Annotated in this window: 17 protein-coding genes; 3 read left to right on the top strand and 14 right to left on the bottom strand. The window is 65.6% G+C overall.

Annotated features, from left to right (window positions below; translation table 11 throughout):
- Positions 1-73 precede the first annotated feature (73 nt).
- The 5 genes from D105_RS14355 to D105_RS0110850 all read right to left on the bottom strand — a co-directional run bounded on the left by D105_RS14355 (position 74) and on the right by D105_RS0110850 (position 5,767).
- Positions 74-1,015, bottom strand: a complete 942-nt coding sequence (locus D105_RS14355; RefSeq protein WP_018878416.1) for a stealth family protein — start codon at positions 1,013-1,015, stop codon at positions 74-76.
- A complete protein-coding gene (locus D105_RS0110865; protein ID WP_018878415.1) occupies positions 1,015-2,040 on the bottom strand; it encodes a hypothetical protein in 1,026 nt (341 codons plus the stop codon). Before D105_RS0110865 ends, D105_RS14355 begins: the two co-directional genes overlap by 1 nt.
- Positions 2,030-2,944 carry a glycosyltransferase gene (locus D105_RS14255; protein ID WP_018878414.1) on the bottom strand — a complete coding sequence of 305 codons (915 nt, stop codon included), beginning with the start codon at positions 2,942-2,944 and terminating at the stop codon, positions 2,030-2,032. The genes D105_RS0110865 and D105_RS14255 overlap by 11 nt, the downstream gene beginning before the upstream one ends.
- 75 nt (positions 2,945-3,019) lie before the next feature.
- A complete protein-coding gene (locus D105_RS0110855; protein WP_018878413.1) occupies positions 3,020-3,895 on the bottom strand; it encodes a hypothetical protein in 876 nt (291 codons plus the stop codon).
- A 69-nt stretch (positions 3,896-3,964) separates the two neighbouring features.
- The gene (locus D105_RS0110850) at positions 3,965-5,767 is read right to left on the bottom strand and encodes an ABC transporter ATP-binding protein (RefSeq protein WP_018878412.1); all 1,803 of its coding nucleotides are present in this window, start codon (positions 5,765-5,767) and stop codon (positions 3,965-3,967) included.
- Between the two features lie 255 nt (positions 5,768-6,022).
- Here D105_RS0110850 and D105_RS0110845 point away from each other — a divergent pair, with 255 nt between their 5' ends.
- Both D105_RS0110845 and D105_RS0110840 read left to right on the top strand, forming a co-directional pair.
- A complete protein-coding gene (locus D105_RS0110845) occupies positions 6,023-7,636 on the top strand; it encodes an amino acid adenylation domain-containing protein (RefSeq protein ID WP_038032913.1) in 1,614 nt (537 codons plus the stop codon).
- A gap of 43 nt (positions 7,637-7,679) precedes the next feature.
- On the top strand, positions 7,680-8,375 hold the full coding sequence (locus D105_RS0110840) for a class I SAM-dependent methyltransferase (protein ID WP_018878410.1): 696 nt from the start codon (positions 7,680-7,682) through the stop codon (positions 8,373-8,375).
- Between the two features lie 24 nt (positions 8,376-8,399).
- Here D105_RS0110840 and D105_RS0110835 read toward each other — a convergent pair whose 3' ends face one another.
- From D105_RS0110835 to D105_RS0110820, 4 genes are read right to left on the bottom strand one after another with little or no spacing between them, the layout of a single operon-like run.
- A complete protein-coding gene (locus D105_RS0110835) occupies positions 8,400-9,413 on the bottom strand; it encodes a glycosyltransferase (protein ID WP_018878409.1) in 1,014 nt (337 codons plus the stop codon).
- Positions 9,410-10,297, bottom strand: a complete 888-nt coding sequence (locus D105_RS0110830) for a hydrolase 1, exosortase A system-associated (protein ID WP_018878408.1) — start codon at positions 10,295-10,297, stop codon at positions 9,410-9,412. Before D105_RS0110830 ends, D105_RS0110835 begins: the two co-directional genes overlap by 4 nt.
- Positions 10,294-11,097, bottom strand: coding sequence for a hydrolase 2, exosortase A system-associated (locus D105_RS0110825; protein WP_018878407.1), 804 nt, complete (start codon positions 11,095-11,097; stop codon positions 10,294-10,296). The genes D105_RS0110830 and D105_RS0110825 overlap by 4 nt, the downstream gene beginning before the upstream one ends.
- Positions 11,098-11,104: 7 nt before the next feature.
- Positions 11,105-11,353, bottom strand: coding sequence for a phosphopantetheine-binding protein (locus D105_RS0110820; RefSeq protein WP_017941958.1), 249 nt, complete (start codon positions 11,351-11,353; stop codon positions 11,105-11,107).
- Between the two features lie 268 nt (positions 11,354-11,621).
- Here D105_RS0110820 and D105_RS0110815 point away from each other — a divergent pair, with 268 nt between their 5' ends.
- A complete protein-coding gene (locus D105_RS0110815; RefSeq protein WP_026280472.1) occupies positions 11,622-13,445 on the top strand; it encodes an asparagine synthetase B in 1,824 nt (607 codons plus the stop codon).
- A 581-nt stretch (positions 13,446-14,026) separates the two neighbouring features.
- On the opposite strand, the gene D105_RS0110810 is transcribed toward D105_RS0110815, so the two are convergent.
- From D105_RS0110810 to D105_RS0110790, 5 genes are all read right to left on the bottom strand, one after another.
- Complete coding sequence (locus tag D105_RS0110810) at positions 14,027-15,235, bottom strand: glycosyltransferase (protein WP_018878405.1); 1,209 nt, start codon at positions 15,233-15,235, stop codon at positions 14,027-14,029.
- On the bottom strand, positions 15,232-16,434 hold the full coding sequence (locus D105_RS0110805; protein WP_018866617.1) for a glycosyltransferase family 4 protein: 1,203 nt from the start codon (positions 16,432-16,434) through the stop codon (positions 15,232-15,234). The genes D105_RS0110810 and D105_RS0110805 overlap by 4 nt, the downstream gene beginning before the upstream one ends.
- Complete coding sequence (locus tag D105_RS0110800) at positions 16,431-17,774, bottom strand: phenylacetate--CoA ligase family protein (RefSeq protein WP_026280471.1); 1,344 nt, start codon at positions 17,772-17,774, stop codon at positions 16,431-16,433. The genes D105_RS0110805 and D105_RS0110800 overlap by 4 nt, the downstream gene beginning before the upstream one ends.
- Before the next feature lie 40 nt (positions 17,775-17,814).
- Positions 17,815-19,728, bottom strand: coding sequence for an XrtA/PEP-CTERM system amidotransferase (locus D105_RS0110795; protein ID WP_018878402.1), 1,914 nt, complete (start codon positions 19,726-19,728; stop codon positions 17,815-17,817).
- Between the two features lie 202 nt (positions 19,729-19,930).
- On the bottom strand, positions 19,931-21,055 hold the full coding sequence (locus D105_RS0110790) for a TIGR03088 family PEP-CTERM/XrtA system glycosyltransferase (RefSeq protein WP_018878401.1): 1,125 nt from the start codon (positions 21,053-21,055) through the stop codon (positions 19,931-19,933).
- Positions 21,056-21,094: the final 39 nt, after the last annotated feature.

Raw genomic sequence — 21,094 nt, 5'->3', positions numbered from 1 at the left:
CGGGCCTGACGCCGGGTTTTTCGCCGCTACGAGTAGCAAGCCGGCAGGCCCGTTTCTGCACACACCGTCGGGGTCAGGGCGCGTTCAGAAATCCCTTCAAAAGCGCTTCGATCTCCATTTGAACGTCGTCCGGCATCATGTCCAGAGACTGAACACAGAGGGATTTGATACGGTCGTCCCTGCGACAGCGATCCATCCGGTGCCGGATTTCAGCTTCGCCATGGTGTTCATGGATATAGGCCCAGTCGTTGGGCCCACGCCGGGCCTGGCCCTGCAGGAACCCCGCATTGGCAATCAATGCAGGCACGCAGAGCGTGTCCCAATGGCGGAATCGGTGGACGATATTCCGTTCCATGCGCCCGTCATGCTCGATCACGGAACGGGTGAAATCCCGAGCAAACGGGTGCGGCGCGTGCCCCAGCATGAACATCCGTTTCCGGCCAAGAACCTCCTGCTCTCCACGCACTCCGACAAAGCCATCGGGGATCGGTTTTCGGGTGACCCACCGCATGAACTGAACCCCTTTCTTGACCGTGTAGCGCTTCTGGAATTGTCCACGCCAGCACCCTCGGTCGCCGCGAAAGTAGTCCTCTTCCCGGACGGGTCTTAGTAGAAAGACATCGTCGTTGAAATAGAGATAGCGCTCCGACAACCCCGGGATGCGATGGAGCATGGTCTCGATGGTGGTGGAGTTGAATGTAGGCAACACGTGCTCATGGCCGGCGAACAGGGTCTTGTGATCCACCAGCACCACGCCATAGTGTTGGGCGGCCTCCTCGGTGAGCCATTCCGGGCGCTGATTGTCGGTCACCAGAAAGATCCGCCGGATCCAGGGCGCGTTCTGGCGAATCAACCGGATGCAGTAATACAATTCAAAACGTGATTCCCAGCGGGTTTCCGCCGTGCCGGGCCGGGCTTTCGACTCGCGCCCCTCCAGTTCTGCCAGCCAGCGTTCGCGTTTTGCCTGATGCGCCGGATCGGCCCCGTCCACCCAGGTGATGACCGCATCCACCATCACTGTGTCTCCGAGTCGGCGGGGCCGGCAACTGTGTCAGGTTCGCGGGCACCATGGTCGCGCAGCGCTTGCCGCAGGCAGGCGGCGACAGGGCTCCATGCGGTTTCGACGAAGCCCGGCGGCTCGCCGGCAAACACACGGTCGAAAAGCCGGGTGGCCTCTTTGGTGCCGACATCGCCGGCCGCCACGCCCGGCCATTCTTCCACACCTGAGCGGTAATAGACCCCGTCCGGGCGCACGACCCCGGGAAAAGTGGCATGACCCAGAGCCGCCAGGACCGCCACCCGATGCTCGCCACCGTCGACAACAAAGCGCCACTCGCCCCGTTCGTTGACCAGCAGCAGCCCCCTGATCTGATCCAGTCCCCTGCGAAGCCCTGACTGCTCCGCGCGGTAGCCGCTTCGCCCGATCGAGCGCACCAGATTCGCCGTGCGCTCAAGCTCCAGCCGAAGTTTTTCTTCGGTGACAGGCCCAACGTGTTGCCAGCCATGGCCCGCGGCCAGGTCCCAGCCATTGACCCGGGCCTCTTTGGCCACGGTGTTATGACGACGGAGTTGAACCGGGCGCCCCGAGGGGCCTGTCCAGGGCCACTCGGCTGCGATAGGCGTCAAGCTGGAGAGGCGATCGCTTCTGATACCGAAGAACTGTGCCGCGGACAGCGGCTGCACGGCCTCGAAGTAGGCCGACAGTGGAGATTCTTCAGGCGGTTGGTCATCTTGCGAGGTCGCCTGCATCCAGCGTGCCGTCAGGATGTAGGGGTTGTCCGATTCGGGGTGTGCCGGGAAGGCCAGTGCGTGCAGCGTGCGGCACCGGGCCATCGGTATTTCGACCAGGGCGGTCGTCCCATTGGCACGCTCCAGGGCCTCGAGGGGATCATCGATCAGCCCGCGAAGATCACACGGGGAAGGCTCCGCATCACGTCGGTACCCGGCCTCCATGGCAATGTCATGGACCGCGCGCCGGATGGGCTTCCAGATGAATCCGGGGCTTGCGTGTCTGATCACGCGGTAGGCTTTACGCATCATCCAATGACTCCTTCGGAAAGTACTCCTCCAGGCCGAAGTGAGAAAAGGTGGCCTGGAGCTGGGCGTCATTGGCGTGCTTGTTGCCATGGATCAGCGCCTGTTCCTGGCTTCCGGGTATCACGATGGGCATGAAGTTGCGCGTGTTGACCCGTCGTGATGGCACTTGGTTGAGCAGCGTCATCGCCTTGAACCAGATGTCATCGGCCGTCGGGCACAGGTGGTGCATGAGCTCGGTATCGAAAACCCGCGAATTCAGCGCACCCGGCGGGTAAAGAACGCCTCCATTGCCGGTCGGTAGCAACGCAAAAGCGGGTTCGACTCCGCCCCGGTCGGTCCTCATGCAGTCCCAGTACCGATGAAACGGGCCGTCCGGGCGGCGCCGGATCTTATGGCCCCGGTGGCACACCACGGCCCCGGGCGTGGCCCTGCTGGCCGCCATCAGTTGCTGCAGCCAGTCTCGTGGATAGATCAGGTCATCATCTGCGGTGACGATACTGCGCTCGGGAAACGCGCGGGCGGCGTATATCAGCTTCTTGGCACCCCGAAGGTTTTCGGGGACGAACTCGATGTGAAGCCCGCGGCGCTCCAGTCGGCGTAGGGTTGAAGGCAACTCCGATCGCGCAACCTCCCCCTCGTACAGCCATAGGTATACACCGCCCGGTGGCTCGGATTGCCGGAAGATACTCTCGATGGTGAGGTAGACCGTTTCCAGTCGCGCCGGGAAACTGGTGAGGCTGACGACCGGCGAGTCTGGTGCGTCGCGAATCCTGCGACGCGATAGGCGATTGACCAGCCGAAGATGAAATACCCGCGCGGCGATCTCGACTGCTCTGACTATCCGAGTGAGCCAGGACTCGATCCGCGCAGGCAGAAGGCGCCGCACCAGTGCTTTGGCGTATTTCATGGATGAGCCCCTTCTCGTTGCGGTTGATCACGAGGCCCGCCCATCCCGACCCATGAACGTCCATGTTGGCCTGGGCTAGAGAAGATCACTGATGCCCAGGCGCTGGCAGACCTCGCGCAAATCGAAGTTGTGACTGAGATCCTTGCCCAGGTCGCGGCGCTCGTCCTGCGGGCTCCGGCGCCGGTAGTTGGAATTACCCACGCGGGTACAGTGGCCCTCTTCGACCCAGCCATGCGGGATGGGGACAACATTTCCTCCGTGGACCTCGTGCCAGGCCAGTATTCCTGCCCCATGGTCGTAGTCATATCGATGCTCAAGGCGCTGGCGCAGGACATCCCGACAATTCGGGTGGCGCCAGATGTTGCGCCACCAGCCTGCACCTTTGGCGTACTGGTCTCGACTGGCGCCAGCGGTCGTACACGCGACCAGCTCCCAGAACCGCCCCCGTTGTCCACGCCATCTGCGATACCAGCCCCTGCGCCGATCCACCGCTGCGGCGGATCCATCGGGCAGGTTCTCGAACATGGTGGCCAGGTTCTCCATCACTGTCTTTCGGACCACCAGATCCGAGTGCCAGAAAGCGATCTTCTGGGTGAACAGGTGCGAAAACTCGATCGGAAAAAGGAAATGCATGATCGGGTAGTCAAATCGGGCGTTAAAGTCGACGGCGATTGCCCCGGACTCAAGGGGCGGACGCCCGGCCCGTGGATCACCACCCACAACAGGCGTCCAGCCGACCGAGCGAACCAGCCGCTGCTGAATACGGCACCAGTCTTCGTCGACATTCCAGCACAACCAGGGGCGCTCGATGCCTTCAAGCGCGGAAGCCCACTCCCGCGCCGCTTCCTCCATCTGCGGAATCTTGGTCGGTGGGAAGAAGTCCCAGTTTCCCTTTGCCTCCCGAAGAAGAGCTCTGACTTCCTCGGTGTACTCGGTTTCTTCCAGATTCATGGTTCTTCCATTCGGGCCGGTTTCTGGCCCACTTTTGCTTCAATCCGAGTGCAGCTGAACGGCTGCGGGTCACGACATCCCGGCAACCAGTCTCTGGAAAGGAGCGCTTTGACCGGCAAGTTCCTTCCATGTACCGCTGTCCACAAGTTGCCCTCGTTCCAGTACATAGATCCGGGAGCAGGGCCGCACCGTACTCAAGCGGTGCGCGATAAGAATGATGGTCTTTTCGCCAGAGAGGTTGTGCAGGGCCTCCATCACCGCTTTCTCGGTCGCGTTATCCAGCGCGCTGGTGGCCTCATCGAAAAAGAGCACTGCAGGATCGCGATATAGCGCACGTGCAATGCCAATACGCTGGCGCTGGCCGCCCGAGAGGCGCGTGCCGCGCTCACCAATGATGGTGTTGTAGCCATCCGGCAGGTCACCGATGACGAAATCGTGAAGGTTGGCCAGACGAGCGGCCTTTTCCACCGCCGCATGGTCGATCTTGTCTTCCGGCACCCCGAGAGCGATGTTTGCTGCAACCGTCTGGTCCGCCAGAAAGATGTGCTGCGGGACATAGCCGATCGCCGCCTGCCAGTTGCGCACGTTCTCCCGGGTTAATGGCTTGCCATCGATCTGGAGGGTGCCGGACTGGGGTTCCAGCAGCCCCAGCAGCATATCGACCAGCGTGCTCTTGCCGGCCCCGGAGGATCCGACAAAACCAACCGTGGTGTGGGCAGGAATTTCCAGCGTGACGTCCCCGAGAGCAGGGCGTTCATGGCCCGGATAATGGTAGGTGGCCGCGATCACTTCGATGGAGCGCTCCGGCGCGAGAGGTTCAGGCGTTTCACCTTGCGAGAGCAGAGGAGTGCTTTCGGGATGCGGGCCCAGATCCTTGAGGATGTTGTTGACCGCCGCGGTACTGAAACGCAACAAGGCGACCTGCTGGAAGATCTTCTGGAAGGCAGGAATGAGTTGGCGTCCAGCGAGGGCATAAAGACCGATGAGTGGCAAGGCTTGGGCCAGCCCCCCGTCGCCCGCCATCAGGAACAGAACGAGTAAGAGCACCCCGCCAAAGGCAATGGACTCGATGGCATATTGTGGCAGGTCCCTCAAAAGGCTTGCGTTGGCTTGGTGGCTGGCGAAGCGTTTGGATGGCTGACGGTAACGCTCCAAGTAGTCACGCTCGCGCCCGAGAAGCCGAATTTCCTTGGCCCCGGCAAAGGCCTCGGCGGCGGCGGTGAAGCGCTCCCGGTTCGCCTCCACCCGGTCCTCCCCAATGCGGTTTAACCAGGTGCGCGCGACGACGTAGATGGCCGCGTAAACCCCTCCCAGGCTGACGGCTACGATAAAAGCCAGCAACGGCTGGGCCGCAATGAGCAACGCAATAATGAACAATGCCAGAAGCCCCTGGCTGGCGAGTCGAAGGGCCGGCATCAGGGCGCCGTTGATGGCATGGGTCGTCTCTTCCAGGATCGTCTTTGCCAGATCGCCGGAATTGCGATTGAGGAAGAACGTATAGGGCCGCGCCAGATAGTCACCCATCAGGCGCCGCGACAGCTCGTACTGCTGCATGTGGGTGAAGCGGGTGATCGCCCACTGGCTGAGCGCCTGCAGGGCCGTGCCCGTCATGAACAGCACAAAAGCGGCCAGCCCCAGGAAGTACAGAAAGCTGCTGGTGGATTCGAACCCCAGCCACTCGTACGCCATGCGCAGCAGGTCGTTGTCTTGGACCATGGCCGGGTCCGACAGCACTGCGAGAAACGGCATTACCGACGCGATACCCACCGTCTGCATGAAGGCGGTCACGATCATCAGGATCGCCAGCAGCCCGACCTTCCCGCGATCGCGGGGGTCCAGCAGGGCATTCAGCTTGTGCAGGGTTTCCAGCATGTCGCCGACCCGGATCCTTCATGCGAGGGGCCTTGGCGACCCACGGGGGAACCGCCATCAGGCAGCCGTTAGCCAGGCCATGCGGCCTGTAGATGTACTCGATTGTACGAGATGCACGGATCACGGAAGCTTGGCGGGAAGCGCCCAGGGCGTTCCGGGGCGCGGCAGGCTGCGAGAGCTTCGTGCCACAACCGGCCGGAAGGGTCGGCAAGCCGCGCGGACAAAGGATTTTCGAGCAAAGCGGGGGCCGCAACAGTGCCAAACGCCAGGCTAACGAACGGATTGCTGAGCGGCTTCCTGCGCTCGGCGGAACAGTTCCCGGAACGCCCGGCGCTGGATGTGGAGAGCCAGGTGCTCAGCTACGACGAGCTGTTCGAGGCCGCTGCCGCAACCGCCCACGCGCTGCAGCAGTCCGTCGATTGCGATGGCACGCCCTGCCGTATTGGCGTGCTGGCTCAGCGCTCGCTGGCAATGTACCAAGGGCTTCTGGGTACGCTGCTGGCCGGACATACCCTGGTTCCGCTGAATCCGGGCTTCCCGACGGAGCGCACACTGGCTATGGCCGAGCAGGCGGATCTGTCGGCGTTGCTGGTGGATGATCAAGGGTTGGAGCGGCTCGATGACCTGTTGGGGGCGTTCTCACGCCCGCTCGTGATCCTGCTACCCGATACCGAGCGGCTGGACGAGCTCCAGGCGCGCTGGCCCGGGCACGACTTTCGGGTGGCCGGAGACACCGCTCGACCCACGGACTGGGTACCGTCAGCTGTATCACCCGATGACCTGGCCTGCCTCTTCTTTACCTCGGGCAGCACGGGCATACCCAAGGGCGTGGGCGTGCTGCATCGCAACGTCGCCCGGTTTGTGGAGATGTCGCTGGAGAGGTACCGGGACTTCGGCATCAACGAGACGGACCGTTTTTCGCAGTTCTACGACATCACCTTCGACTCGTCGATGTTCGATCTGTACGTCTCGTGGGCCTTTGGCGCCTGCCTGTGCTGCCCGTCCGCGAAGGAGTGGTTCAACCCCAACCGCTACATTGCGGACAAGGCGCTTACGGTGATCGACATAACCCCCTCGGCCGGGCACGGGATGAACCGTCGCAACGGCTGGGCGCCGGGGCGTTTCCCGGACCTGCGCCTGTGCCGCTTTGGTGGCGAGGCGCTGTCGGCGGAGCTGGCCGAGGCAATGGCCGTCGCCGCGCCCAAGGCCTGGATCGACAACGCCTACGGCCCCACCGAATGCACGGTGGATGCCTGCTTTTACCGCTGGGACCCGGCGCAGTCACCGGGGGAATGCGAACACGGCATGGTCCCGATCGGCTATCCGGGCAATCAGGTGGAGTTGCGGGTGGTGGACGAGGCCCTGCAGGAGGTGCCCGTCGGGGCCGAGGGCGAATTACTGATCAGCGGTCCGCAGGTGACCCCCGGCTACTGGAAGGATCCTGAGCGCACGGCGCAGGCCTTCGTGCACCTGGATGACGGTCGCGTGCACTACCGGACCGGCGACCTGGTGCGCCGCCCGGGCCCGGGCGAGCCGATCATCTTTCTCGGGCGCCTGGACCATCAGATCAAGATCGGCGGGGTACGTATCGAGCTCGGCGAGGTGGAGGCGGCGCTGCGCGAGGCCGCCGGCACGGACCAGGCGGTGGCCGTCGGATGGCCGCGAACGGAAAGCGGCGCCTCCGGGATCGTGGCCTTCGTGGTCGCAGAAGGCGCCGACGAAGCAGCCCTGCGCGACCGACTGCGCCAGCGCCTGCCCGCCGTGATGGTGCCCCGCGCAATCCACGCAACCCACGAGCTGCCGCTGAACGCGAACGGCAAAGTCGACCGCAAGGCGCTGATCGCGCGCCTGGACGCCGACGCAGGCTGACGCTGCTGGCGATTCCAGAGCCGGGCAAAGGGAGAACAGTGACATGACGCACGTGTTTGGTCGGCTGCGCGATTCACTGCGCAAGCGCGGGTTCTGGCGCACCCTGACGCTCATCCCCCGGAACATCCTGTTCTTTCTGACGGACTTCGACCGCAAGTACGGCACCAACACCGGGATGCAGGCCGAGGACGATGCAGGCCTGCCGCAGGAACACGAAGGCTACGAAGGCGCGCCTCCGAGGCTGTTTCACAGGATCATGCACTCCCTGGACATTGTCCACGGGCGCTACACCTTCATTGATCTGGGCTCGGGCAAGGGCAAGGCGCTGCTGCTCGCCTCGCACCACCCATTCCGCCGCGTTATCGGAGTGGAATACAACGCGCGTCTGAACGACATTGCCACCGAGAACGCGCGCCTCTACCAACACCCGGAACGCAAGGTGGAGAAGATCGAAACCGTGTGCGGCGATGCCGGCGCGTACGACCTTCCTGCGGGCGATTTGTTGATCTACCTGTTCAATCCGTTCAAGGCTGCCATCATGGAGCGGGTGCTCGAAAATCTCGAAAACGCCATGCGGGCCGAGCCACGGGAAGTGCTGATCGTGTATCAGAATCCAACCCAGAAAAAACTGCTGGACGCGACTCCGTTTCTGGAGCCGGTCACCTACCGCGAATACCGCACCAAGCGCTTTCGCAAAATGCCGATCGGCCGGGTTGCGGTATACCGCAGCCGTACTTGATCGCCCGAGTGCGGCCCGGAACTGCTACCGGCGCGGGGCGCGCACGGACTTGAGCGCGCTGAGCCCGAGATAGGCCCAGGACTTCGCGCGCAGCGGGCGCTGCCGGATGGACTGCAGAAACGCATTCCGGGCGATACGCGGGCTTGCGCTCCAGTAGTGATGGTAGCCAAACGTAAACCAGGCATCGCCAAGCCGCCTGCGCACGGCGGCGGCCGGGGCTTCCTCCCCGTTCGGTCCGACCCGCCCCCAGCGCGCCAGCGCGCGCTGGACCACCTCGACTTCGTAGTTCACATCCGGATATTTGGTGATGCAGCCGGCGCCGTGCAGCCGGTAGAGGGCCGTGACGCGGTCCAGCTGCCGGTACTCGGATAACCGCGATGCGCGAATCCAGTAGTCGTAGTCCTGGCCGCGCTTGAGCTGCGGATCGAACTCGCCCACCTCGTCCACCAGCTGCCGCCGCATCATGACCGTGATGGTGTGCGGCAGGGACTCCATCAGGAGCTGGTTGTAGACCCAGCCGGAGCCTTCCGCGACCACGCCCGGGGCCTCGCGCACCGGCATTTTGGGGGCCGCCATCTGCGAGGGTGGCGGGAATGCGCCGTCGGCGCCGGGCTTCCAGGAGAGGAAATGGGTGTGAGTGAACCCGATCTCCGGGTGCTGCTCCATGTACATCACCTGCGCGGTGATCTTGCCCGGCAACCAGATATCGTCGGAGTCGATAAAGGCGATGTACTCCCCGGTGGCGGCCGCGATACCCGCGTTGCGGGCCACCGCCGCGCCCTGGTTCTGTTGCGTCAGCAGCGTCAATTGATCGCCATAGCCCCGGATGATCTCTACGGTGCCGTCGGTGGAGCCGTCGTCCACCACGATCAGTTCCAGGTTCGGGTAATCCTGCTCCAGCACGCTGTCGATGGACTCGGCGATGTAGGCGGCGGTATTGAAGGCCGGCATCACCACCGATACCCGCGGCACACTGCTGCTCGCCCGCGGTGCCTCGGCGGGGTTCGCATTGATGCTGGGCGGCGTGCTCGTGGTCATGTAGCTCCCCGATTGGGGGCCGTCTGCACCCAGTCCTGTGTCCAGGCGGCCACCTGATCGCGCCATTCACGACGCGAGAACGTGTGGTTGGCCTGCGGCAGCTCGCGCAGGGTCACGCGCGGCTCTGCCAGCAGACCCTCCCAGGCCGGGGCGGCGGTGGCCACGTCGCGAAACTCGGCCGCGGTCAGATCATCGCCGCTGAGGATCACCAGGATCGGCCCGTCGAAGCGCCGCCAGCCCTCCGCCATCCGATCCGGCAGCGGCCCATTGCCCAGATCGGCGCGAGCGGCATCTGGATTACTCCCATCGCCCTGCGTGCCTCGCGGGCGCAGGGCAGCGACGGCCATGCGCGCGAGTGACTGGACCGAGGTCCAGGGGTTGAAGCGGCCCCGCAGGGCCCCGGCCCAGAAATCCCGGCTGAACAGGCGTTTGAGGTAGTAGGTCTTGAGGTACGCGCGGGCCAGGCCTTCGTCGGTCCGCACCCAGGGGTTGGCCAGCACCAGCCCCGCCACGCGGGTATCTCGCCAAGCATAGAACAGGCCGGCCGAGGCGGCACCGCACAAGCCCCAGATCACGACCTCGCGCAGGTCCGGCACCTGCTGCGCAAAGGTATCCATGGCCGCGCTCATGTCGTCATGGACTTCTTCGTAATCGCGCTGGCGGCCGGAAGCATCCCCCATACCGCGAAAGTCGAAGCGGAATACCGGGATGCCGTGCGCCGCCAGGTGCCGCGCGAGCAGCAGGAACTGGCGGTGACTGCCAACCCGGTACTGGGGCCCGCCCACGGCGATCAGCACACCACGCCGGGCGCCCTCCGCCCCTGGGTGCAGGATACCCAGCAGTTCCTCCTCCCCCACCCGGAAGACAACGGCGCGCTCGCTCATGCCAGGGCCTCCAGGCGCTGCGTGGTCGCCTCCAGCAATTGCGGCACCTCGATGATGTCCTGGGTGGACCAGAAGGCGTCGCCACCCACGACCGTTGCGGTTACGGCCGCCTCATCTTCGCGCCAGCGCTCGATCAGGCGTTCGGCCGCCGGCGGCAGCGGGGCATCGTCCTGTGCTGCGATGTCGAACCAGGCGATGGATGCCGCCCGGGGCTGCTCCAGGCGGGCGGTGGCAAGGCGCTCGGCCAGGGCGGGTGCCAGGGTGTAGCCCGCCACCTCCAGCGCTTCGCCGTCCCGCAGCCGCGAACGCAGATCACCGGTGGATTCCTTCTGCCCGCCCATCATCCCGGCGGCCATGCGCAGGCGCAGGAACTGGGTCAGGTGTTGTTCGCCATTCGTGACGGGCGACCAGTAGATCGCGGCGGCGGCCTGTTCGGCACGCGCCGTCAGGAAATCGCCCGCCAGCAGACAGCCGGCGCGCAAGCCCCAGACCAGAAGGGGGGCCGGGCAGCAGGCCTCGAGATGGTCGCTGCAGCGGGCGAGGTCATCCAGCCACAGGTCCCAGTCGGCATCGCCGAAGTCACCGCCACTGTCGCCGCATCCGTAGAGATCCGGGATCAGCACCGCATACCCGGCCTGCGCCATGCGGCGAGCCTGCAGGTTCACCATGCGGCGGGACTTGTTGAGCTCTTCGGCAAACGGCGGGAAAAACAGCACACGGCCACGGACGGAAGGGCCTTCCGGTCGATGCAGCACATGGAACACCGGTCCGGCCTTGCCCTCCAGGAACCCGGCTTCCATGACCGAGCTAGTCGAGTTTGGCGTCGATGAAATCAGCGAGGGTGCCAACCGTCTCGAAGGTCTCGGCGCTGACGTCGTCGTCATCGATCACGATGTCGAAGTGGCTCTCGATCGCGGTGATCAGCGAGACCACTGCCATGGAGTCCAGCTCGGGGACACCGCCCAGCAGAGTGGTGTTGCGGTCGAACTGCTGAGCGCGTCCGTTCAGGCTGAGGGCGCTGTCCAGCAGATTCCGGGTGTGATCGAGGGTCGACATATGAAGGTTCCTGAAGGCGGGTATCCGTGCCCGACCGGAGATGCGGGTTACCCGGCAGGTTACCGTATCTGCACAGGCTGTCCAGATCGTCGCTGACAGCCCGCGGGTCCCGCGTGATCGGCTCGTTAACCCCCCGCACCCCGCACGCCTTCGAACGCCCGACCCCGGACGTAGAATGGTGACCCATACGGCACGGATCGCCGGGCCCACGCCCGGGTGCGTACATCAACCAGCGTTTCCCTGGACCGACCAGGCAGCAGGCGGACGGATGGCGGGACTTTGTGGATGGTTCGCGGTGAATGCCGCATCCCCGGGCGACGCCCTCGAGGCCCAGGGAGCGGCCCTCACAGGGCTCCCCGGGGCACGTGAATCCCGGTGCACGAACCGCCTGGGTGGCTGCCTTGTACGGGGCGGCTGGACCGCGCAGGAAGGGGACGTCATCGCCGCGATCGCCGGCCACCCGCAATGGCGCAAACCCGCGCTGGCGGAGTGTGCGCGCGAACGCGACCCCGCGCAGGCTCTGCTGGAGGCCTGGCGGCAACAGGGCAGCGGCCTGTTCGAACAGATAACCGGCGACTTCGCGCTGGTCATCGTGGATGCAGGCCAGGGGCACCTGGTAGCCGGCACCGATCGTCTGGGCCAGACGCCTTTGCACTTTGCACGGTTGAATGGCGGCGTAGCCTTCGGCACCAGCGCTGGGAGCGTGATTGCCCATCCAGCGGTCGCCACCGAGGTAACGCGCGAGGGGCTTTACCACTACTGCTTCTTCCACATGCTGCCAGCCCCGGTCAGTCTGTTCGCCGGACTGGAAAAGCTGCCCGCCGCGCACTGCCTGACCCACAACGGCGACCGGGCCGAAGTGAACGCCTACTGGCGCCCCGTCTTCGCGGAGGACGGCAGCGCCGCGCCGGCAGCGCTGGAACAGGAGCTGCGCGAACGGGTGCAAACCGCGGTGGACCGGCGCGCGGATGGCCCGCGAACCGGCGCTTTCCTGAGTGGCGGCCTGGACAGCTCCACGGTCGCCAGCATGCTCGCCAGCATCCAGCCCGGGGCGGACAGCTTCAGCATCGGCTTCAACGCGCCCGGCTACGACGAGATGGAGTACGCGCGCATCGCCGCGCAGCACTTCGGCACCCAGGCACACGAGTACTATGTGACTCCCGAGGATGTCGTCGACGCGGTGCCCCGGATCGCCGCCAGCTACGACGAACCCTTCGGCAATTCCTCGGCGCTGCCAGCCTATTTTTGCGCGCGCATGGCCAAAGACGCCGGCATGACCCGGCTGCTCGCCGGCGACGGGGGCGACGAGCTGTTCGCCGGGAATGCGCGGTACGCCAAGCAGGGCGTGTTCGAGCACTGGGGACGCATCCCCGCGCCTTTGCGGCGAAATCTGCTGGATCCACTGTTTACCCGCCTTCCGCGCGCGCTCCCCGTGGTCGGCAAGGCGCGCAGCTATGTGGAACAGGCGCGCATCCCGCTGCCGGACCGGCTGGAGACCTACAACTACCTGTACCGGCTGTCACAGGAGTCGATGTTTACGCCGGACTTCCTCGCGGGGCTGGATCGTGAGGCGCCATGGGAACTCATGCGCCGGATCTATACGCAGCCGGAGGATGCCTCCACGCTGAATCGCATGATGTACCTGGACTGGCAGCAGACGCTGGCCGACAACGACCTGCGTAAGGTGACCGGCATGTGCCAGCTCGCCGGGGTCGATGTGACCTTCCCTCTGCTGGACGACGACTTGGTCGAGTTTTCCTGCCGCGTGCCGTCCGCGTTGAAGCTGAAGAAAGGACGCCTGCGCCACTTCTACAAAGAGGCGTTCACCGGCTTTCTGCCGGAGGCGATCATCGACAAGAAGAAGCACGGGTTCGGCCTGCCGTTCGGGGTGTGGATGCAGGAACACGCGCCGCTACAGGAACTGGCCTACGACAGCCTGCTGCGGTTGAAGGGACGCGATTTCCTGCGCGACGACTTCATCGACGAACTGATCCGCCTGCATCGCGAGGAACACGCGGCGTATTACGGCGAATTGGTGTGGGTCCTGATGATGCTCGACCTCTGGCTGGAGTCGCACCCCGCCGCCCGCTAGCTGGATTTAATCACCACGAAGTGCGCGAAGAGACGAAGGAAGGGCAAGGTCAAGGGCGGTTACACCACGGAGGACACAGAGGGCACGGAGAAGGGCTGGATTAAGGTGGGTAGGTCTGGTGATCGCGTCCTGTCTGGCACTGTCCGGCGCCGGGGTGTCGCAGGCATGCTGTAAAGACAGCACAAGAATTTCTTCGTGCCTTCGTGTCCTTCGTGGTGAATTCAATCCCTTCAGGTCAAGGGCGGGTCACAGGAAGACGGGAAGAGAGGGAAGGCTCAGGCTGAAATGACTCGGCGTCGACTGCCTGGAACTCACCCGTCTGCACCGGTTTCCATCTCCCCTCATCTGGGCGGCGGAGTGCGGACTCAGGTCCTTGTGGGCTTCGGTGGTCGCCTGCATCCGCCGCGCTGGGGTTACCCCGATCACCCGGCATGCCCCGTCACCACCCTCACAAATCTTCCCTTCTTCCCGCGCTTCCTGTGAACAAGCTCGTCTTCGTGCCTTCGTGAGCTTCGTGGTGAACCCGATCTTTCCCCTCTGTGTGCTCCGTGTCCTCTGTGGTGAAAACGCCCTGGCCTTGTTCAGTGGGCTGGCGGTTGTGCGGAATGGGCGGAGCGCAGGGCATCCACCAGTATCGGGATGCGGGCCTCCCAGCGGTTCTCGCGGGCGTAGGCCTGGATCGCCGCGCGGTCCCAGTCGGTTGTAAGCGCGTCCTCGATGGCGCGGCGCAGGGCATCGCCATCGCCCAGCTCGACCAGTGTGCCCAGTGAATCCGAGCAGATGACTTCCGGGTTGCCCCCCACGCGCGTGGTCACCGTGGGCAGGCCGCAGGCAGCCGCCTCGAGGAAGACGTTCGCCCAGCCCTCGAAGCGGGTGGCCAGCACGAACACATCGGCGGCAGAGTAGTAGAACCGCAGACGTTCCGGTGCCACGGCCCCGGTGAAGTGCACGTGATCCTGCACGCCCTGCTCACGCGCGAGCCCTTCCAGCCAGGCCTGGCCATTGCCGTCCGGTCCGCCACCACCGACGCAGAGGTAATGGAGGTTGGGAAAACGCCGTAACAAGGCCGGCATCTGCTCGATCACCCGATGGAAACCCTTGCGCTCGTTCAGCCCGCCGACGGTGATCAGGACCTTTGCGTCCTCTGGGAGGCCAAGTTCCTGGCGGCAGGTCGCCCGGTCCTCGGGGTAGAAGTAGTCCAGGTTGATGCCATTGGGCATCACCTGCACCTGATTCTCGGCAATGCCCATGCCCAGCGCGACGCGGCGCAGATCGCCGGAGACGGAGAACACACGGGCGGCGGCGTGCATCGCGCGCGCGGACATCCAGCGCGACAGCCGTGTGCGCGATATGCGCAGGATGGTTCCGCGAAGGGTGATGGTGTGGGTCAGGCCCAGCCATCGACCCAGCAGCCATGCGGCCACGCCATCCGGGTAGATGAAGTGGGCATCGATAGCAGTGACGGCCTCATCCCGCTTGAGCTGCCGCACCAGCCGCAGGAGGCTGAGCGCAAGTAATGGCCCGTCGGTCCACTTCATGATGCCGGGGATGCAGAGGAACCGCGGGTGGTAGACATCGATCCCGTCCTGCACCTCGTGATAGGGCACCGGGGGCCGGTAGTGCGGATTCCAGAAACGGCGGATCAGTCCCTGACCGGGGAACCAGGCAACCGGTGCGACCACCACCAGCGGGATGTGGCGCGCCACGCGGAACATGCGCTCGCGCACAAATACCCCGTAGGTGGGCTGCACGGCATTGGGGAACACCCGCGACAGGACGAGGAGCTTCATGCCGTATCCCGTGCCGACGCATCCGCGGGGCAGACGCTGGCGATTACATGTCGCGCATTGGCCTGCCAGGTATAGCCACGCTCCTCCACCAGGGTCGCGGCCTGACGACCCAGCCGCACGCGGGCCGCATCGTCCGCCAGCAAGGCATCCAGGCGCTCGGCGAGAGCACCCCAGTCGCGCGGCGGGAACAACAGGGCGCTAGAGTCGTGGCGCACCACTTCCCGGATGTTCGGTTTGTCCGGAGCGACCACCGCTCGACCCAGCGCCAGATACTCGAACAGCTTGATCGGGGATGCGTAGTCGGTGACATCCGGCTGTACGGCGATATCCAGCGCCGCGATATGGGTCGGGATGGCGACGCGCTCCACCGGCCCGGTGAAATGGACGCGTTCGGCAAGGTCCAGATCCACTACCAGCTTCTGGAGAGCAGGAACGGCGGGGCCATCCCCCACAATGAGCAGGTGCAGGCTGGGGTGCACACCCGTTAGCGCCGCGCAGGCGTGGATCAGCCCGTCCACGCCGTGCCAGGGCCGGATCCACCCGACAAAACCCACCACCCGGGCATCCGCGGGTACGTAACGCTCGCGTACGGAACGACCGTCCACCTGGGGGTTGAAACGGGCCCCGTCCACGCCATTGGGCATCACCATCAGGCGTTCGCGCGGGACGCCACGCGCGGCAAAGATATCTGCCATGGCCTGGGTGACGACGATGGTGCGGGTGGCACTGCGGCAAAGCCAGTCCTCGATGCGCTGGGCCAGCCGCCGCAACACGAGATCCCCGTGCGTTTGCAGTTCCAGGCTGAGCGGGGCGTTCACCTCCAGCACGAGAGGACGCCGGGTCAGCCAGGCCACCAGCCGACCGGAAAAGCTGAACAGGCTGTAGCGCTCGTAGATGAAGGCCGGCCGGTGGCGCAGCACCGCCCACAGCAACAATACGAAGGCGGGCCCGTTGTAGGCCAGCGAAAGCAGTTCGTAGAACCAGAAGGGGATCGGCACGCCCTTCAGCGTGGGCCTCGCATCCCCGTCCCCTTCCTCGTTCCTGGCGGGCACTGGCGTATTGCTCGCCTCGGCCCTGCGCTGCAGGGGCGCCACCATGTGGACCTCATGGCCCAGCTCACGGAAGGCGTCGCACAGGGACTGGATATGTATACCCTGGGCATCCTCGCCGCGAGTGCGATGGTGGTAAAGGATCTTCACGTCTCCAGCGCCTCGCTCTCGACCCAGCGATACTTGCCCGAAGGCGACGGCGCGATGGACTCGACCAGCTCCAGGCGCACAGGCACATCGGCATGCAGGATGCGGTGCATCCCTTCGGTAACCGTGCGGGTCTGCGCCTCGCCCCAGGCGCAATTGGCGATCACCTCGATATCGAGGGAGAGGTCCGCACGCTGCACCAGCCGGTACTGAGCAACCTGCGGCAACTCGCGCATCACGTAGTTGGCGGCAGAGCCGTGGACCCGCCGCCCCTCGGCGCCCACCAGGAAGTCATTGCGCCGCCCTTCCAGGCGATCGAGCGTCGGCAACAGCGAGCCGCAGGGGCAGGTACCGGCCTCGCCCAGCCGGCCGCGGTCGCCGACGCGATAGCGCACGAACGGCATCGCATACCCGTCGAGGTTGGTGACAAGCAGATCGCCGATCCCGTCGGCGTCCGGTTCGTCGACCTCCACGTGCACGTGTTCGCTCGCGATATGCAGGCGACCGTGCGGGCATTCGTGGGCGATCAGTCCCGCATCGCGCGATCCGTATTCGTTGGCGACCGGACACTGCAGGATCTCGCCAATGGTGTCGCGCACCTGCGGATACAGCATCTCGGAAGTACACACCACGGCCTGAGGCCGCCAGCCACGCGCGAGTTCCGGGTGCTCGCGCAGGGTCTGCGCGACACGCACGATCACGGTGGGGTAGCCATAGACCAGGCGCGGTCGAAAGCGCCCGAGGAACCCGGCATAGGCGCGCAGACGCTCGGGGGTGAGATCGTGGGCCGAGAGCACGACCTGGTTCAGGAGGTAGCGATCCTTGATTACGCGCAGGCGCGACGCCTTGCCAAGCTCGATGGGGGAACCCCAGAAGTCGACCTGACGATCGCCCGGACGGATGCCGAACCAGCCCCGAAACCGGAGCTTCTGCGCGTTATGGCGCGCCTCCTTGACGCGATCCGTCCAGAAAACCAGGGGCCGCCCGGTAGAGCCCCCGGTACTGGAGGGCAATAACGGCCCCGTAGCGTTGTCGGCCACCAGTGCACGCCCGTTCTCGCGCACGGTATCGCGTTCGAGAATCGGAAAATCCTCCAACTCGGGAGCACGGCCTGCCAGGGCTTCCCGGTACCAGGGCACGTGCTCCGCGCAATGCGCCAGCAGGGCCTCTATGCGTGATTGATGCAAGCGCCCGAGAGCGGCGGCTCCGGCCTGCTCACCTTGCTGCAGGGCCTTCAAATGAGCGGCCGTTTCCCGACCACGCAGGCGCTCGTGCAGCGGCCAGAGCACCCGCCCCGCCAGCCGTTGCGGCATGCGCAGCGGCCAGTCGGGCTGCGGTAGCAGCGGCGCCGCCCCACCGGCACGAGCGTCTGAAACAGACGGTTCAGTCATCCTTATCGGCGGTTTCGACGTGCTGGCGCAGGAAGCCCTCGAACATAAGCAGCGACCACAGGGCCGGGCTGTGGTCGCGGGCGCCGCTGACGTGCTGGTTCACGAGGGTCTTGAGGTAGTCCATGTCGAAGATGCCGGAGTCGGCGATGCGCGGGCCGAGCACCTGCGCCTGCATGCGCTCGCGCAGCGGCCCGCGGAACCATTCCGCCACCGGGACGGAGAACCCCTTCTTGCGGCGGTAGAGGATCTCCTCCGGCAGGTAGGGCTCCATGGCCTTCTTGAACACGAACTTGCCCTCGGGGCCGCGCAGCTTGAGTTCCGGCGGCAGGCCCGAGATCCACTCGACCAGCTGGTGGTCGAGGATGGGGACCCGCACCTCCAGTGCATGCGCCATGCTGGCACGGTCGACCTTGGTCAGGATGTCGCCGGGCAGGTAGGTCTTCATGTCCAGGTACTGCACCAGGGACAGGGGGTGTTCGGTGGGCGCGCGTTCCGCGTGCCGGCGCAGGACCTCCACTGCGCCGTAGCCCTGCAGCGAGCGCCGGAACGTCGGCGAAAACAGGTGGGCGCGGAGGTCATCGCGCAGGATGGAGACGCCCTGGAAGTAGCCTTCGATCGAATCCCTGGACAGGGCCTGAAAGGTGGCCTTGGCGCGCAGTGGACGCGGGGCCCAGTCTGCCTTGGGATAGAGATGCGCGAGCGAGCCGAACAGCGGGCGCCGCATCCCCAGCGGCAACGGTGCGCGCAGACGCTCCTCGGCGAGATGGTGGCGATAGCGCCGGTAGCCCGCCAGGTTCTCGTCGCCGCCATCCCCCGACAGGGCCACCACCACCTGCCGGCGCGCCTGTTCGCAGACGCGGTAGGTCGGCAGCGCGGAGCTGTCGGCAAACGGTTCGTCGTACAGCCCGCTCAGCCGATCCAGTAGCGCGAAGTCGTCGGGATCGACCTCCTGCGTGTGGTGATCGGTGTGGTAGCGCTCGGCCACCAGGCGGGCGTAGCGGGACTCGTCGTAGGCCGGGTCGGCAAAGCCGATGGAACTGGTGCGCACCGGGTCGTCGGACAGCCCCGCCATCATCGCAACCACCGCGCTGGAGTCGACCCCGCCGGAGAGAAACGCGCCCAGCGGGACGTCTGCCACCATGCGGATGTCCACCGCCTCGCGCAGGCGTGCGGTCAGTTCCTCGGCGGCCGTATCCAGGTGCGTGACGCCGTTGTCCGCGAACGGCACGTCCCAGTATTCGCGTGGTTCGCTCAGGTTGCCCTGCCCGCGATGCACGGTCAGCGTGTGGCCGGGCGGCAGCTTGTGCACGCCGCGGAAGATGCTGCGCGGCTCCGGCACGTAACCGAAGGCGAAGTAGTCCTCCACCGCATGCGGATCCATGCGCCGGGGCAGCCCCGGATGCGCCATCAGCGCCTTGAGCTCCGAACCGAAGATTAGCTGCCCGTCGGCCAGCGCGCTGTAATACAGCGGCTTGATCCCGAGACGATCGCGGGCCAGGAACAGAGTATCCCGGTTGCGGTCCCAGACGGCGAAGGCAAACATGCCGCGAAAGCGCTGCACACAGGACTCGCCCCACTCCTCCCAGGCATGCACGATCACCTCGGTATCGCAGTGGGAGCGGAAGCGATGGCCCGCCTGCTGCAGCTCGGCGGTCAACTCGGGGAAGTTGTAGATCTCGCCGTTGTAGGTGACGACGACGGTCTCGTCCTCGTTGAACAGCGGCTGCTGCCCGCTGGCCAGGTCGATGATCGACAGGCGCCGATGCGCCAGCCCCACACCCGGCTCCAGATGCACACCGCCCTCGTCCGGGCCCCGGTGAAACTGGGTCTCGTTCATCGCCTCCAGCAGGGGCCGATTGACCGGCCGCCGGTCGCGCAGATCGAAGATGCCGGTAATACCGCACATGTAGGGATCCTGATTGCTTCCTTGCCTGGGCGTCGGTCGAATTCGGGCGATCCACGGCCAGGTCGACACTGGGCGGTGCCGCCGGGCGGACACCGGTTCGGGCCGGGCCCTCGCACCATCACGGAAAATCCAGAATAAACGACAACCCCGCCACCGAGCGCCCGCGATTCGCGCCGTGGGGCGGCTGGCGTTAGCGCCACAACTAACGCCGGGCCAGTACCCGGTCGTATACCGCCATGTAGCCCTTGACCATCGCCTCCATGCTGAACGCCGCCTCGGCCCGGGCGCGGGCGGCCTGTCCCTCGCGTGCGGTCCGCGCGGGATCGGCGGGATAGGCCATCAGCGCGCGGGCCATCGCGTCGGGATCCCCCGCCGGCACCAGTGCCCCGGTCACCCCGGGCTGTACCAGATCGGGGTTGCCCCCGACATCCGTCGCGACCACCGGCAGGCCCGTCGCCATCGCCTCGAGGATGGTGTTGCAGATCCCCTCGGCCAGCGACGGCAACACGAACAGGTCCAGCGCCCGCAGGCAGTCGGCGACGTCTTCCCGGGCGCCGGGAAGCCAGGCCTGGTGCGCGACCCCGGCCTGCTCCAGGAACTGAACGACCTCGGCGCGAAGGGGGCCGCCCCCGATCATCACCAGGCGCAGGCGCGGAAAGGCCTCGGGCAGGAGCTCGCGCAGCGCGACAAAGGCCCGTGCCAGATCCAGTGGCGCCTTGACCGCCTGCATGCGCATGACCGAGCCGATCACGAACGTGCCGGGGTCCCGAAATGCCTGCGGCAACGGGGACACAAAGCCCTCGTGCGGCGGCGCGAAGCGGCCGGTATCCACACCATTGAAGATGTGCGACAGGCGTGCCGCGGGCACCGCGATGGCTTCCCGCAGATAGCCCGTCTGGTGCTGCGACAGGGCGATGTAATGCCCCACCAGTGGCCGCACCAGGCGACGCAGGCGGCGGTTGCGGTCACGCGTGCCGTCGAGGTCCCCGACATCCCAGCCATGCTCGCCGTGCACCCGCGCCCGCACCCCGGCGAGCGCGGCGGTCACCTGCGCCTCCAGCGTGCCGAAGTTGCGGGTATGCACGATGTCCGGTTGCAGGCGGCGCAGCAGCCGCCACAGGCGGAGGTGCACCCGCGGATCCTTGCCTTCGCGCTTGTGCAGGGCGTGCAGGGTGACATCGTCCCGCTCGAGGCGTCGGCGAAAGTCGGTGTAGTCCGTCATGCAGATGATCGCGTGGCGGAAGCGATCGGCCGGCATGTGATTGATCAGGTTGACCAGCCCGTTCTCCATCCCGCCGATATCCAGGCGATGGATGATGTGCGCCACACAGGGGCGCTGATCACCCTCCCGGGCCACGGGTACGGA

The sequence above is a fragment of the Thioalkalivibrio sp. ALE28 genome, assembly GCF_000377425.1.
Taxonomy (GTDB): Bacteria; Pseudomonadota; Gammaproteobacteria; order Ectothiorhodospirales; family Ectothiorhodospiraceae; genus Thioalkalivibrio.
The sequence above is the reverse complement of the archived record's forward strand: the minus strand, read 5'-3'. Positions and strand labels throughout refer to the sequence as shown.